The 13,558-nt window shown below is 64.0% G+C and carries 16 protein-coding genes; 8 read left to right on the plus strand and 8 right to left on the minus strand.

What is annotated here, in order from left to right:
- Positions 1-153 precede the first annotated feature (153 nt).
- Positions 154-1,674, minus strand: coding sequence for an NAD(P)H-hydrate dehydratase (locus tag ACH196_RS17455; protein ID WP_396648182.1), 1,521 nt, complete (start codon positions 1,672-1,674; stop codon positions 154-156).
- 307 nt (positions 1,675-1,981) lie between these two features.
- Between ACH196_RS17455 and ACH196_RS17460 the strand changes: the two genes are divergently transcribed.
- Positions 1,982-2,320 (plus strand): P-II family nitrogen regulator, encoded by a 339-nt coding sequence (locus ACH196_RS17460; RefSeq protein ID WP_320245233.1) that lies wholly within the window; start codon positions 1,982-1,984, stop codon positions 2,318-2,320.
- A 46-nt stretch (positions 2,321-2,366) separates the two neighbouring features.
- Entirely contained in the window at positions 2,367-3,776 is a 1,410-nt protein-coding gene (glnA, locus tag ACH196_RS17465) for a type I glutamate--ammonia ligase (RefSeq protein ID WP_396648183.1), read from the plus strand.
- Positions 3,777-3,857: 81 nt separating this feature from the next.
- Here glnA and ACH196_RS17470 read toward each other — a convergent pair whose 3' ends face one another.
- Positions 3,858-4,736 carry an alpha/beta fold hydrolase gene (locus ACH196_RS17470; RefSeq protein WP_396648184.1) on the minus strand — a complete coding sequence of 293 codons (879 nt, stop codon included), beginning with the start codon at positions 4,734-4,736 and terminating at the stop codon, positions 3,858-3,860.
- Positions 4,737-5,195: 459 nt separating this feature from the next.
- Between ACH196_RS17470 and minC the strand changes: the two genes are divergently transcribed.
- The 5 genes from minC (at position 5,196) to ACH196_RS17495 (ending at position 8,086) form a co-directional block, all read left to right on the plus strand.
- Positions 5,196-5,945 carry a septum site-determining protein MinC gene (gene minC / locus ACH196_RS17475; protein WP_396648200.1) on the plus strand — a complete coding sequence of 250 codons (750 nt, stop codon included), beginning with the start codon at positions 5,196-5,198 and terminating at the stop codon, positions 5,943-5,945.
- A gap of 31 nt (positions 5,946-5,976) precedes the next feature.
- Positions 5,977-6,792, plus strand: coding sequence for a septum site-determining protein MinD (minD, locus tag ACH196_RS17480; RefSeq protein WP_396648185.1), 816 nt, complete (start codon positions 5,977-5,979; stop codon positions 6,790-6,792).
- The gene (gene minE, locus ACH196_RS17485) at positions 6,789-7,052 is read left to right on the plus strand and encodes a cell division topological specificity factor MinE (RefSeq protein ID WP_396648186.1); all 264 of its coding nucleotides are present in this window, start codon (positions 6,789-6,791) and stop codon (positions 7,050-7,052) included. The genes minD and minE overlap by 4 nt, the downstream gene beginning before the upstream one ends.
- A 59-nt stretch (positions 7,053-7,111) precedes the next feature.
- The gene (locus ACH196_RS17490; RefSeq protein WP_396648187.1) at positions 7,112-7,279 is read left to right on the plus strand and encodes a hypothetical protein; all 168 of its coding nucleotides are present in this window, start codon (positions 7,112-7,114) and stop codon (positions 7,277-7,279) included.
- 291 nt (positions 7,280-7,570) lie between these two features.
- Positions 7,571-8,086, plus strand: a complete 516-nt coding sequence (locus ACH196_RS17495; protein WP_396648188.1) for an arsenate reductase ArsC — start codon at positions 7,571-7,573, stop codon at positions 8,084-8,086.
- A gap of 147 nt (positions 8,087-8,233) precedes the next feature.
- Here the strand turns inward: ACH196_RS17495 and ACH196_RS17500 are convergent, their stop codons facing one another.
- Positions 8,234-9,274, minus strand: a complete 1,041-nt coding sequence (locus ACH196_RS17500; RefSeq protein ID WP_396648189.1) for a glutamine synthetase beta-grasp domain-containing protein — start codon at positions 9,272-9,274, stop codon at positions 8,234-8,236.
- A 410-nt stretch (positions 9,275-9,684) separates the two neighbouring features.
- Here ACH196_RS17500 and ACH196_RS17505 point away from each other — a divergent pair, with 410 nt between their 5' ends.
- Complete coding sequence (locus ACH196_RS17505; RefSeq protein WP_396648190.1) at positions 9,685-9,876, plus strand: DUF2735 domain-containing protein; 192 nt, start codon at positions 9,685-9,687, stop codon at positions 9,874-9,876.
- 104 nt (positions 9,877-9,980) lie between these two features.
- On the opposite strand, the gene ACH196_RS17510 is transcribed toward ACH196_RS17505, so the two are convergent.
- The 5 genes from ACH196_RS17510 to ACH196_RS17530 form a co-directional block, all read right to left on the minus strand.
- On the minus strand, positions 9,981-10,775 hold the full coding sequence (locus ACH196_RS17510; protein ID WP_396648191.1) for an ATP12 family chaperone protein: 795 nt from the start codon (positions 10,773-10,775) through the stop codon (positions 9,981-9,983).
- 12 nt (positions 10,776-10,787) lie between these two features.
- Positions 10,788-11,633 carry a DMT family transporter gene (locus ACH196_RS17515; RefSeq protein WP_396648201.1) on the minus strand — a complete coding sequence of 282 codons (846 nt, stop codon included), beginning with the start codon at positions 11,631-11,633 and terminating at the stop codon, positions 10,788-10,790.
- A gap of 53 nt (positions 11,634-11,686) precedes the next feature.
- A complete protein-coding gene (locus ACH196_RS17520) occupies positions 11,687-12,673 on the minus strand; it encodes an RluA family pseudouridine synthase (RefSeq protein WP_396648192.1) in 987 nt (328 codons plus the stop codon).
- Positions 12,674-12,713: 40 nt separating this feature from the next.
- Positions 12,714-13,088 carry a fluoride efflux transporter CrcB gene (crcB, locus tag ACH196_RS17525; protein ID WP_396648193.1) on the minus strand — a complete coding sequence of 125 codons (375 nt, stop codon included), beginning with the start codon at positions 13,086-13,088 and terminating at the stop codon, positions 12,714-12,716.
- Between the two features lie 251 nt (positions 13,089-13,339).
- On the minus strand, positions 13,340-13,558 hold a 219-nt coding region (locus ACH196_RS17530), incomplete at its 5' end, for a hypothetical protein (protein ID WP_396648194.1).

Consider the following 13,558-nt stretch of genomic DNA (forward strand, 5'->3'; position numbering starts at 1 on the left):
AAGCGGCGGATGTCGGACGCCCTGGGGCCAAGGCAATGACTGCGTCCGGCGACACGCCAGGATGATCGCGGGAGATATGGATACTGCGTCCGGCTGCGTCCTCTGTCGCATCATAGGTCTCAGCCCACCGCGATTTCCGGCAGTGGACAGAGATCAACCGCTGCCGGATATCTCCACGCTTCCGGCATGGAGTCCCCGCAGCACCGGCAGCAAAGCGAGCGGCAGATCCTCCGCGATCAGGCCGGGGCCGAAGCGTCCGGCCGCCTCCGCATGGATCCAGACACCGACGCAAGCGGCCTCGAACGCCGGCATTTTCTGCGCCAGCAGGCCGACAATGATGCCGGACAGCACGTCGCCGGAGCCGGCCGTCGCCAACAGCGGCGTGCCGTTGGTGTTGATGGCGGCGCGGCCATCCGGCGCGGCGATCACCGTGTCCGGCCCTTTGTAGACGACGACGCCGTCGATCCTGCGGGCGGCCAGCCGCGCACGCTCCAGTTTCGAGGGGATTTTTTCCTTCGACAGATCGGGGAACAGGCGCGAAAACTCGCCCTCATGCGGCGTGATCACCAATCCGCCGGCGCGGCCGCCGGACGGAGCGGCGAGCAGGTCCGGCTGACCCGCAAGCGAGGTCAGCGCGCTGGCGTCGACCACCGCCGGCGCGGGTTTCCGCCAGCGGCCGAGCAGGCGGAACAGCATTCTGCCCGTCTCGGCATCCGGCGGCAGGCCGGGCCCGTAGACGATTGCGGCGGGTTGCCTTTCCTCCAGGAACGCCAGCATCGCTTCGAGCGTATCGGCCCTGCGCAGCATGATCGAGGTCAGATGCGCGGCATTGGCGGCGAGCGCCTCGGACGGTGACAGCAGTGTGACCGCCCCTGCCCCGATGCGCGCCGCAGCCATGGCCGAGAGCCGCGCGGCGCCGGTCGCGCTTGCGCCGCCGGAAAACACGGCGACGTGGCCACGCGAATATTTGTGGGCGTCGATGCTGGGCCTGGGCAGATGGCCTCCCCAGAGGTCCGGCCCATTCTCGAAGCAGGTCGAACCAACCGACGTAACGATTTCGTCTGCAATGCCGATACCGACTACTACGACCTCACCGCACAACGACCTGCCCGGCTGCAGCAGATGCCCGGGCTTGCGGCGTACGAAGGTAACGGTGAGCGTAGCGCGAAAGGACGCGCCGAGGACTTGTCCGGTGCCTCCGGAAACGCCGCTCGGAAGATCGACGGCGACCACCGGAACACCCGCCGCCGCCACGAGTTCGATGACCCGGCCAACGGGACCGTCTACATCGCGCGACAGACCGGCGCCGAAGAGCGCGTCGACCACGAGGCCGTCCGGCCTCGGCGTGAAGGCGGCGAGCGGCTGCGCTGCCACCGTGCATTTGCCTGCCGCCAATGCGGCATCCGAGCCCCCGCGCGGCGCGCCCTCGGCGTAGACGGCAACCTCGACGCCCCAGCGTTTGAGCAACTCGGCTACCACATAACCGTCGCCGCCATTGTTGCCTGGCCCACACAGCACGTCGATATGAGCCGCCGCCGGAAAACGTTCGAGGATGAGGGCAGCCACCGCCGCCCCCGCTCTTTGCATCAAGGCAAAACCGTCGAACGGCCCTGCCGCGATGGCGCGGCGGTCGCATTCCGCCATTTCTTCAGGCGTCAGCACTTCAAACGGCATTGACGGCTCCTGCCGGCTCGGTGTCGGATAGCACAGGAGGAGAACCAAACGAAACGCCGTCCGATCTGCCTATTATTGAGGCAGAAAATCCAAAATTTAAGCTGACTAAAATTTAGTCAGTGCGTGTGGTTGTCCTGAAAGACGGCAAGTCGCCGACCGCCTGTGGCAAGTTCATGCGGTTTGTGCGACGAGCCGGCTAGCGCAGCGTGCGCACGATTCTGCCGGGAACTGGCATGGAACGTGCTTTGAGGTGTCGGGTAAGCGGGCCGAAGAGCCCGTTGTCTTTTGACTGGAGGCCTAAATCAGCATGAAGAAGATCGAAGCGATCATCAAGCCGTTCAAGCTCGACGAAGTAAAGGAGGCGCTTCAGGAAGCAGGGCTGCAAGGCATCACCGTGACCGAGGCGAAAGGTTTCGGGCGCCAGAAGGGTCACACCGAACTCTATCGCGGTGCCGAATATGTCGTCGACTTCCTGCCCAAGGTGAAGATCGAGGTGGTGCTGGGCGACGACGCGGTCGAGGGCGCCATCGAGGCGATCCGCAAGGCGGCGCAGACCGGGCGCATCGGCGACGGCAAGATTTTTGTCTCCAACATCGAGGAAGTGGTGCGCATCCGCACCGGCGAAACCGGCATCGACGCAATCTGAGCCGGCGTCCACAATTCAAAAAAATGTCATCAAAGGGAAACAGGAAATGACGACAGCCAAAGACATCATGAAGCAGATCAAGGACAACGAAGTGAAATTCGTCGACCTGCGCTTCACCGATCCGAAGGGCAAGCTTCAGCACGTCACCATGGATGTCGCCGAGGTTGACGAGGACATGTTCGCCGACGGCGTCATGTTCGACGGCTCCTCGATCGCCGGCTGGAAGGCCATCAACGAATCCGACATGGTGCTGATGCCCGACACCGATACGGTGCACATGGACCCGTTCTTCGCGCAGTCGACCATGGTCGTTTTGTGCGACATCCTCGACCCGGTCTCCGGCGAGGCCTACAACCGCGACCCGCGCGGCACCGCCAAGAAGGCCGAGGCCTATATGAAGGCGGAAGGCGTCGGCGACACCATCTTCGTCGGACCGGAAGCCGAGTTCTTCGTGTTCGACGACGTCAAATACAAGGCCGACCCTTACAACACCGGCTTCAGGCTCGATTCGACGGAACTGCCGTCCAACGACGACACCGACTACGAAACCGGCAATCTCGGCCACCGTCCGCGCATCAAGGGCGGCTATTTCCCGGTTCCGCCGATCGATTCGGCGCAGGACATGCGCTCCGAAATGCTGACCGTGCTCGGCCAGATGGGCGTGCGCGTCGAGAAGCATCACCACGAAGTCGCCGCCGCCCAGCACGAACTCGGCGTAAAATTCGACGCGCTGGTGCGCAACGCCGACAAGATGCTGATCTACAAATACGTCGTGCATCAGGTCGCCAACGCCTATGGCAAGACGGCGACCTTCATGCCGAAGCCGGTCTTCGGCGACAACGGGTCGGGCATGCATGTGCACATGTCGATCTGGAAGGACGGTAAGCCGACTTTCGCCGGCAACGAATATGCCGGCCTCTCGGAGACCTGCCTGTTCTACATCGGCGGCATCATCAAGCACGCCAAGGCGATCAACGCCTTCACCAACCCGCTGACCAACTCTTACAAGCGGCTGGTTCCCGGTTATGAGGCGCCGGTGCTGCTCGCCTATTCGGCGCGCAACCGCTCGGCCTCCTGCCGCATCCCCTTCGGTTCGTCGCCGAAGTCGAAGCGCGTCGAAATCCGCTTCCCCGACCCGGGCGCGAACCCATATCTTGGCTTCGCGGCGCTGCTGATGGCCGGCCTCGACGGCATCAAGAACAAGATCCACCCCGGCCAGCCGATGGACAAGGATCTGTACGACCTGCCGCCGAAGGAACTGAAGAAGATCCCGACCGTCTGCGGTTCGCTGCGCGAGGCGCTGCAGAACCTCGACAAGGACCGCGGCTTCCTGAAGGCCGGCGGTGTCTTCGACGACGACCAGATCGATGCCTATATCGAGCTCAAGATGGCCGAGGTCATGCGCTTCGAGATGACCCCGCACCCGGTCGAGTACGACATGTATTATTCGGTGTGAGGCGACGCTTCATTGACAGCCGCTCAGGCGGACAAAAGGCCCCGGTGGAAACGCCGGGGTTTTTTGTTGCGTGGCGTCCGATCAGCAGCGGCCTGCGCCTACCGCATGCGCCCTCACCGACTGAGTTATCGCTGGCGCGTCCGGGCGTGGCGACCGCTTTTGCCCGCGTGTGACGTTGGTGGCGATCAGGTCGGCAACCTGGCCGGGATGGGTAGAGATCATGAAATGCGCCGCGCCGCCGATCATCTTGAACGTCGCACCCTCGATCGACACGCCGACAAGGCCATTGGCGCGGCAGATAGCAGGGTGGCTGCTGCCTCCAACGACCACGGAGACGGGAATATCGATCGCCGCAAGCATTTCCGGCGCCAGCGGGTGATCGTAGGCACACGCCCAGTCGAGCATGTTGACCGGCGTCGTCTCGACGGCATAGGCGCGGACTTTCTCCGGCCACGACGCATAGGTCCCCTCGCCGCCGTAAAAGTCGATCATCTTTCGGATCGCTTCCCGGTCGCCGCCGCGATAGGCCGCGAAATAGGCGTCGGTCATGTCACGGAACGAGCGATAGTGCGCGCGCTCATGACAATGGCGCAGCAGGGACGGCAGCGGCGCCTCCAGCACCGTCAGGCTGGCGATCTCTACGCGCTTGCGCATGGCGACAATCAGCGCCACCGAGCCGCCGAAGGAGTGGCCAACGAGATGCACATGGCCGCCGGCCCTGTCGATGACCGCCTCCAGAGCTTCCGCCTCGCGTAGCACGGAAGAATCGCTTTCGGATCGCCGCTCCTCGGTCGCGCCATAACCCAGCAGGCTCGTCGTCACGAAACGGAAATTGCCGTCAAGCACCCTCATCACCGGGCGCCAGGCCGCACCGGTGCTGCACGATCCGGGCACCAGAACCAGCGTCGGACCTGATCCGCGCTCTTCATATTCGATGCGCCCGCGCGCTTCCTCGATCATATTCGTGCTCCACGGGGCACGTTTGCCCGCACGAGCACGGCTTGTAGGAGGCGGCTGTTGCGGGATGACGCCGCCCGGGCGCCAATACTGGAAACGGCCCCGTTACAAATGCGGCCCAGACCATGCGCGCGACGACCGACTCCTCCGTCCCCATCCGCATGGCAACCGGCTCCGGAGTTAGTCCGGCCTCGCGCCATTCGCCAGCCGCGACGGCAGCTATCGGGAAACTCCATCTGTTCCCTTCTCGCCACACGCCAAACGCCACGACTCAGCTATCCTGCCCGCAACCCAACCTGCGGGAAGCCGGAACCGGCGGCCTGACAAAAGCGCGACGCAAGCCTCCAGGAATAATGCCTCTCCTTCATCAAATCCTGTCCGCAGTTCCACGTTCGGAATGCGCGTTAACCATTGGTTAACCATCGTGCCCGTAGGAATTTTAACAACGGAAAATTAACCATGATGAATCAGCCGCTAACAGACACGCGACCGATCCGCCTCAAGGGCCGCTCCTTCCTGGCGCTGACGCTTGCGCCCGAACAGCCCTTCGATGGATGGCTCGCCCGGCTCGATGATCTGGCGGCGCGCTCGACGGGGTTCTTCCTCGGACGGCCGGTGGTGCTCGACGTCGACAACCTCGATATCAACCGGTCGCAACTGACGGAACTCATCGGCGCACTCACCAAGCGCAACGTATGGCTCATGGGCATCGAAGGCGCGCGGCCGTCACTACTCGGCCCGGGCATGCCCCCTGCTCTGCGCGGCGGCCGCGCGGCTCCCGACTTCGAGGCGCCCGTGGCTGAAGCGGTTGCCGATACACGCGACGCCGACCGGGCCAGGCCTGCCGAGCCGCAGCCCATCGAGATGCCGCCAATCCGGCCGGCGCAATCCATCATCATCCGGGAGCCGGTGCGGTCCGGGCAATCGGTGATCTTTCCGGAAGGCGACGTCACCATAGTCGGCTCGGTCGCGTCTGGCGCCGAGATCGTCGCCGGCGGCTCGATCCACGTCTACGGGACGCTAAGGGGGCGGGCGCTGGCCGGGTCTGTCGGCAACGCCGCCGCGCGCATCTTCTGCCGGAAACTGGAAGCCGAACTGCTGGCGATCGACGGCCTCTACCAGACCGCCGAGGACATGGACGGCAGGCTGCGCGGACAGGCCGTCCAGTTCTGGCTGGAAGGCGACGCGATCGTGGCGGAAGCACTGAATTAGCCGGCAAAAGACCAGGGGACAGGAGAGCGACATGACAAAAGTAATCGTGGTTACATCGGGCAAGGGAGGCGTCGGCAAGACGACATCGACCGCCGCCCTGGGCGCAGCGCTGGCGCAGCGCAACGAAAAGACGGTCGTCGTCGATTTCGACGTCGGCCTGCGCAATCTCGACCTGGTGATGGGCGCCGAGCGCCGGGTCGTCTACGACCTCGTCAACGTCATCCAGGGCGACGCCAAGCTGCCGCAGGCGCTGATCCGCGACAAGCGGCTGGAGACGCTACACCTTCTGCCGGCCTCGCAGACCCGCGACAAGGACAATCTGACGGCCGAGGGCGTCGAGCGGGTGATCGGTGAGCTGAAGCAGTCGTTCGACTGGATCATCTGCGACAGCCCGGCCGGCATCGAGCGGGGCGCGACGCTGGCGATGCGCCATGCCGACATCGCGGTGGTCGTCACCAATCCGGAAGTCTCCTCGGTTCGCGATTCCGACCGCATCATCGGCCTGCTCGACTCCAAGACGGTCAGGGCCGAGCGTGGCGACCGGGTCGAAAAACATCTTCTGCTCACCCGCTACGATGCTGCCCGCGCCGAGCGCGGCGACATGCTGAAGGTCGACGACGTGCTCGAAATCCTGTCGATCCCGCTGCTGGGCATCATTCCGGAGAGCATGGATGTGCTGCGCGCCTCCAATGTCGGCACGCCGGTGACGCTTGGCGACAACCGCAGCGCGCCGGCGCTCGCCTATCTCGACGCCGCCCGCCGGCTCGCCGGCGAAGTGCTGCCGGTGACCATCCCGGGCGAAAAGCGGGGCCTGTTCAGCAAGTTCTTCGGAAGGAGGGCGGCATGAGCCTTTTCAACTTCTTCAACAAGAAAAGCTCGGCGCCGACGGCGCGCGAGCGCCTGCAGGTGCTGCTTGCGCATGAACGTGCGACGGTGGGGCACTCCGACCTCGTGGCGCAGCTCAGGGAGGAAATCCTGGCCGTCATCGCCAAGCATGTGCAGATCGACCGGGACAAGGTCGTCGTAAAGATGGACCGCGGCGAAAAAGTCTCGACGCTGGAAGTCGACATCGAGATCCCGCTGAACGCGGGTGCGCGGGCGGCCTGACGCCGCCTGCTTTGCCGGCAGGCGCGATGGCCTGCCCGACACAATGAAAGGAGACGAGCATGACCCGATTGGCACTTCTCCAGCGGCTTCAGGAACTTCAGCAGACGCCAAAATTCCAGAACCGCGACATCTGTACGATTAGCGCGATGCTCTCCAAGGAGGCGTTGGCGAAACATGTCGAGGTCTGCGAAGCTGCTGCTGCCGCTACATCCATGCGAGCGGCCTAGGAGCGAGCCGCGCTAGCGCGGGGTATCATCACGCATCCCACGCTGCAAATCGGCGGTGGACAAGAAGCTGCTCGACGGTTGCCGATGGCCTTCTTGGTCTGGTTGCCGAGTTGATTCTTGGGCGGCGGCCTTTCTGTAGTGTCGGTCGAGATGAGTTCGGACCCGCTCGGGCAAGACGTGCATTCGGCGGGCGGAATTTTTCTCGCCCCCCCTGCAACCCCGGCTACAATTTCGGGTTTCGGTTTCAGGCGGCGCGATGCCGTCGTTGCCAAGCTCAGGAGAGGTGAGCCGATGTCCGACCGACCCTACAATGTTCTGTTTCTGTGCACCGGAAACTCCGCCCGCTCCATCATGGCCGAGTCGATCCTGCGAAAGGACGGCGCTGGCCGTTTCAAGGCGTTCTCAGCCGGCAGCAACCCGAGCGGCGGCGTCAGTCCCCTGGCCGTGAAAGTCCTGGCCGCGCTCGACTATCCTACCGACGGCCTGCGGACCAAGAGCTGGGACGAATATGCGACGCCGGATGCGCCGGAGATGGATTTCATCATGACCGTCTGCGACACGGCGGCGGGCGAGGCTTGCCCGGTATGGCCCGGCAAACCCATTACCGCCCATTGGGGCATCGAGGATCCCAAGACTGCCGAAGGAACGGAGATAGAACGCGAGCGTGCCTTCACCCAGGCCGCACGCTATCTGCGTTCGCGAATAAGCGCGTTCCTGTCGCTGCCGCAATCGTCGATCGACCATCTGGCGCTTGAGCAGATCGGCCGCATGGAAGGCTCTACGGGGCGCATGGCGGAGGCGAATTAAAGGCGGCGAACAGCCTCACTGCCGCGCTTGGCATGGCGACTGCGCGGGCATGGCCAGCGCAAACATCTTCGTGTTTTCGGGTACTGCGACTAAGAAGCCCGGCGGGTTGCCGCCGGGCTTCGAATTGATGCGCTAAAAGCGCAGTTCTTACGCTGCGGCCTTCTTCTCCGCTTCAGTCGGCACTTCCGAGATCGTCTTCAGCACCTGGCTGGCGATCTGGTAGGGGTCGCCTTGGCTGTTCGGGCGGCGATCCTCGAGATAACCCTTGTAGCCGTTGTTGACGAAGGAATGCGGCACGCGGATCGAGGCGCCGCGGTCGGCTACGCCGTAGCTGAACTTGTTCCACGGCGCGGTCTCGTGCTTGCCGGTCAGGCGCTTGTCGTTGTCCGGGCCGTAGACGGCGATGTGGTCCATGATGTTCTTGTCGAAGGCCGCCATCAGCGCCTCGAAATACGCCTTGCCGCCGACCTCGCGCATATAGGCGGTCGAGAAATTGCAATGCATGCCCGAGCCGTTCCAGTCGGTGTCGCCGAGCGGCTTGCAGTGGAACTCGATGTCGATGCCGTATTTTTCGCACAGACGCAGCAGCAGGTAGCGCGCCATCCAGATCTGGTCGGCGGCCCGCTTCGAGCCCTTTCCGAAAATCTGGAATTCCCACTGGCCCTTGGCCACTTCGGCGTTGATGCCTTCGTGGTTGATGCCGGCGGCGAGGCAGAGATCAAGATGCTCCTCGACGAGCTGGCGGGCGATGTCGCCGACGTTCTTGTAGCCGACGCCGGTGTAGTACGGGCCCTGCGGCGCCGGATAGCCGCTCTCGGGGAAGCCGAGCGGACGGCCGTCCTTGTAGAAGAAATACTCCTGCTCGAAACCGAACCAGGCGCCCTCGTCATCCAGAATGGTGGCGCGGCTGTTGGAGGCGTGCGGCGTGACACCGTCCGGCATCATGACCTCGCACATCACCAGCGCGCCGTTGGTGCGGGCCGGGTCGGGATAGATGGCGACCGGCTTCAGCACGCAATCCGAGCTGTGCCCCTCGGCCTGCATGGTCGACGAGCCGTCGAAACCCCATAGCGGCAGTTGCTCGAGTGTCGGGAACTCGGCGAATTCCTTGATCTGCGTCTTCCCACGGAGATTGGGCGTCGGTGTGTAGCCGTCGAGCCATATGTATTCGAGTTTGTATTTCGTCATTCGGGCCTCTCTGAACCGATGCGCCAGCCTCGGCGGCGCAACCAAAGGTGTCCGGCCGCGTGGACCGGATCCCGTGTGATTAAAAAGCAATTAATGTGCCATTTGGCTGCGACGACCCTTAGACGGACGGAACGCGGCGTCCGGCCGCATGCAAACCCATGGTTGATCGGTGTCGCGCCGTCGCGCGACGCGCTGACTGCCCGGAACTTGGCCGACTCAGGGGCGTTATCTTGAACGACGGCGCATGACCTTCCAGTAAGTTTCTGGCGTCATGTCGAGCAGAAGTATAAACAGCCTAAAATTTATGCAATTTATGAAGTTTATAAATGCAGGTTGCCTAAATCAGTTGCAGACCCTATATAGACACATACGCAGTCTGTCTAGACGAGGAAGCAAGCAGGAATACGCCCATGACGATCACCCCGCAGCGCGAATCCGCCAAGGTCTATACCTTCCAGCCGAAGGGCCGCGCGGTAGCAAGCCAGAAGGCCTCCACGGCCAAGCCGGGCAAAGTCGTCATGATGCCGCGTGTGGCGAGTCTCGCTTTCGATGCCTGGTACCATCAGGCGGCCATCCAGGAAGAGACCGGCGCAAAGCAGTGACGTTCGGCTGCGCTTGGCGCAGCCATGCTTCCGAATATTTTTGGATGAGAGACATTCGACAGACAGGGCATGGTAAGCGCCTTGCCTGCCGGGAAGCCTTTCGTTCAGTCCTGATTCAGCGCCTCGATCAGCCGTGCTGCCGCAAACATGTCGCGACGGCGGGCCGCGCGGCGCGCCATCGCTTCCGCGTCCTGGCCCCAATGCTCAATCTGCCAGTCTTCGTCGACATGCGCTGCCTTCCACGCGGTTTCAGTATCGCGTTCGCCGGCCTCAACGGCCAGCGCCAGTAGCGCCGATCCCGTCAGCGACGTCATCAGATGCAGCGCCGCCAGCCGGAACGGATCGGAGCGCGGGCGCAGATGCAGGCCGATGGCTGCGATCGCCTCGCGCGGCTGCTCGACATGAATGACGCCTTCGGCGAGGTTCAGCCGGGCGCCAAGGGTGTCGCGCGCCCAGTCGATCACGCCGTCCCAGGCCTCGTTCTGGCGCCGGACCAGACCTTCCGGCGCACCGGCGCGATAGCAGAGCAAGTCGGACGAGGCGAAGCGCAGGATGTCCTCCAGCACGGCATCGGCCTCGCGCGAAACACCGTCGATCGCGGTGTTGGCGAGCCGCATCACCGGCATCGTCACTGGGCTGATCACTTCTTCCTGCGCCGCGAATTCATTGGCGACAAGCTGTGCCGCCTTGCCGGTCGGCAGTTCAATCGGCGCCCGCGCCGGGGTGCGCGCAACCTTGCCGTCGAGCTTGACGACATGACCGGTTGCCCCGCGATCGACGGACACCTCCTTGTAGAACCGCTTTGGCAAAGGCGTTTGCATTTGGATCTGCGCGCGGCGCACCGGGTCCGGATCGGAGAGGTGCCGGCTCGCATCGAGGTCGTTGAGAATGTCGCGCATGGGAAAAACCGCCTATCGCTTCGCCGGCCGATTGACGAGGACCAGCCCCGCGGCGATCAAGCCGAGCGCTAGGAATATGCGTAGAGATAGGGGCTCCCCCAGCAGCATGCCACCCATCAGCACCGCAAAGGCCGGCGTCAGAAATGTGAAACTCGACAGGCCGGCCGCGGGATAGCGCCGCATCAGCCAGAACCAGACGACGTAGGTGAAGGCGACGACATAGATCGCCTGGAACAGCAGCGCGCCAGTGGCGAGCGGCGTGACATCGCGCAAGAGCTGACCGGCGAACGGCAACACGGGCAGCACGACCACCGCCGACACGACAAGCTGGTACATCAGCAGCTTTTCGGCGCTGGCGCGCACCAGCCTGGTTCCCTTGATAACCAGGGTGGTCACCGCCCATAGGATGCCGGCGCCGAGGCCCATCACGTCGCCCCAGATCGCATCCGGGCCGGGCAGGCTGAGCTTGTCGGAAAACACCAGCGACACGCCGGCGAAGGCCAGCAGCAGGCCGAGCCATTTTCGCACCGACATGTGTTCGCCGAGCAGGAAGTGCGCGCCGAGCAGCACCCAGAACGGCATGGTGTTGACCATCAGCGTGTTGCGCGCAACGCTGGTGAAATCAAGGCTGAGGAAGATCAGGAAGAATTCCCCGCCGAACAGCATGCCGGCGGCGATGCCGGGCAGCAGCGTGCCGTCGCGCTGGAACAGCGGAATGCCACGCCAGCGGCACCAGAGGAACACCAGGACGGCGGCGATTGCCGAACGCAGCACCGTCAGCAACACGGGATTGTAGCCGACATTCGCCAGTTTCGCGGCGACGCCGTTGAGTCCCCAGGACAGCGTCAGGCCGATCATAATGACCACCGCCGCCGTGTCGATGGCGTCGCGGCGGTCGAGCAAGGCGGCGCTCACGCCTCTTCCTCGGCGCTCGCCTCGTCGAAGCCGAGCAGCGCCCAGCTCTGGCGCATATGCGGGGGCAGAGGTGCGGTCACGTCGATCCTGCCGCCGTCTGGATGCGGAATGACGATGCGGCGGGCGTGCAGATGCAGGCGGTTCTGGATGCCGCCCGGAAATTCCCAGTTGGTGTCGGCCTCGAAATATTTCGGATCGCCGATGATCGGACAGCCGATATGGGCGGCATGCACGCGCAACTGATGGGTGCGGCCAGTATGCGGCTCCATCTCCAGCCAGGACAGCGTCTGCGCAGCCTGTTCGACGATGCGGTAGTAGGAGACCGCATGGTCGGCGCCCTTTTCGCCATGCGCCGCGACCCGCATGCGGTCGCCGTCCAGCGTTGTCTCCTTGACCAGCCAGGTGGAGATCTTGTCCTCTCGCTTGGGCGGCACGCCCTTCACAAGGGCCCAGTAGGTCTTTTGCGCGTCGCGTCCGCGAAAGGCTTCCGCCAGTTTCATCGCCGCCAGCCTTGTGCGAGCGACAACAAGCGCTCCTGACGTGTCACGGTCGAGGCGATGAACCAGACGGGGCTTTTCCCCCTTCTTGTTGCGGAAAGCTTCCAGCATGGAATCGACGCTGCGCGTGACGCCCGAGCCGCCCTGGACGGCGAGCCCAGAAGGCTTGTCGAACACAAAAACCTTCGGATCCTCGTAGAGGATCATCTTGGACAGCGCCTCGCCATCGTCGATGCCGCGCAAGGTTTTCTGCGTCAGCGGGGCGTCGCCCTTGCGGTCGACATCGAGCGGCGGGACGCGCACCACTTGGCCGGGCTCGATGCGCGTGTCGGATTTTGCACGCGCACCGTCGATACGCACCTGCCCCGAACGCAGCAGCTTTTGCAGATGGCCGAAGCCGAGGCCCGGATAATGCGTCTTGAACCAGCGGTCGAGCCGCATGCCCGCCTCGCCGGTCTCGACCGTGATCTGTTCTACACCTGCCATTCAGGGCCTGCCCGTTCATTGATGAAACGGGGCAATAGCATCACGCAAAGCTTCTTGCGAGCCAAAGACCCAGAAAGACGGCAATCAGGGTGCCAATCAGGCTCGCCCCGGCATAGGCGAGCGCAGGCAGCATGGCTCCCCGCTCCCACAACACGGCAAAATCCAGCGAAAAGGCGGAGAAGGTGGTGAAGCCGCCGAGGATGCCCGTCGCCACGAACAGCCGGAGCTCGTTCGAGGCGTTGAAGCGACGCGCCAGAACGTCGATGAACACACCCATGATAAAGCAACCGGCAATGTTGATCGCCAGCGTTCCCCACGGAAACGAGCTGCCGAGCCGCATCGCCGCCACGTTGACCAGATGGCGAAGGGCCGCGCCGATGCCGCCGCCGACCGCGACGAGGAGGAGGTTCTGCATTTCCCGCTCCTAGCCGAATCCCGAGGGGCCTTCCAGCGCCGAGATGCTTATGTGTCGCACCCCCTGCCCTGCCGGGCATCGCTTTTCATAGACAATTGCCAAAATCGGGCCTCAGCCGCGAATAATGTAGACGGCGGTCGACTTGACCGCCATCGGCATCGGACTGCCAACGCCGGCGCCGCCAAGCGCGCATGGCGAATGGCGTTCGAATCCCCAACCGGGTCGAACCGGACGCAATGGCCGGCCGGTGGTCATGACGTGTCGATGCGTCCCGTCCCGCGCCAGGCCGGCACGCGCCGCGCCTGCGTCAAATGGCCCGGCCACGGACTCGCCTGCACGCTGCGCGCAAGTCGCCGGTTCGGCCCGCCGCGAAACGGCCGCCGCCCGGCGGCCGGCAAGCCGCCGACGACGGAGGCCAGCAGGCGGAAGCAGAGCTGTCTCTTATACACATCTGACGCTGCCGACGAAGG

The organism is Mesorhizobium sp. IMUNJ 23232 (assembly GCF_044326205.1).
GTDB lineage: Bacteria > Pseudomonadota > Alphaproteobacteria > Rhizobiales > Rhizobiaceae > Kumtagia.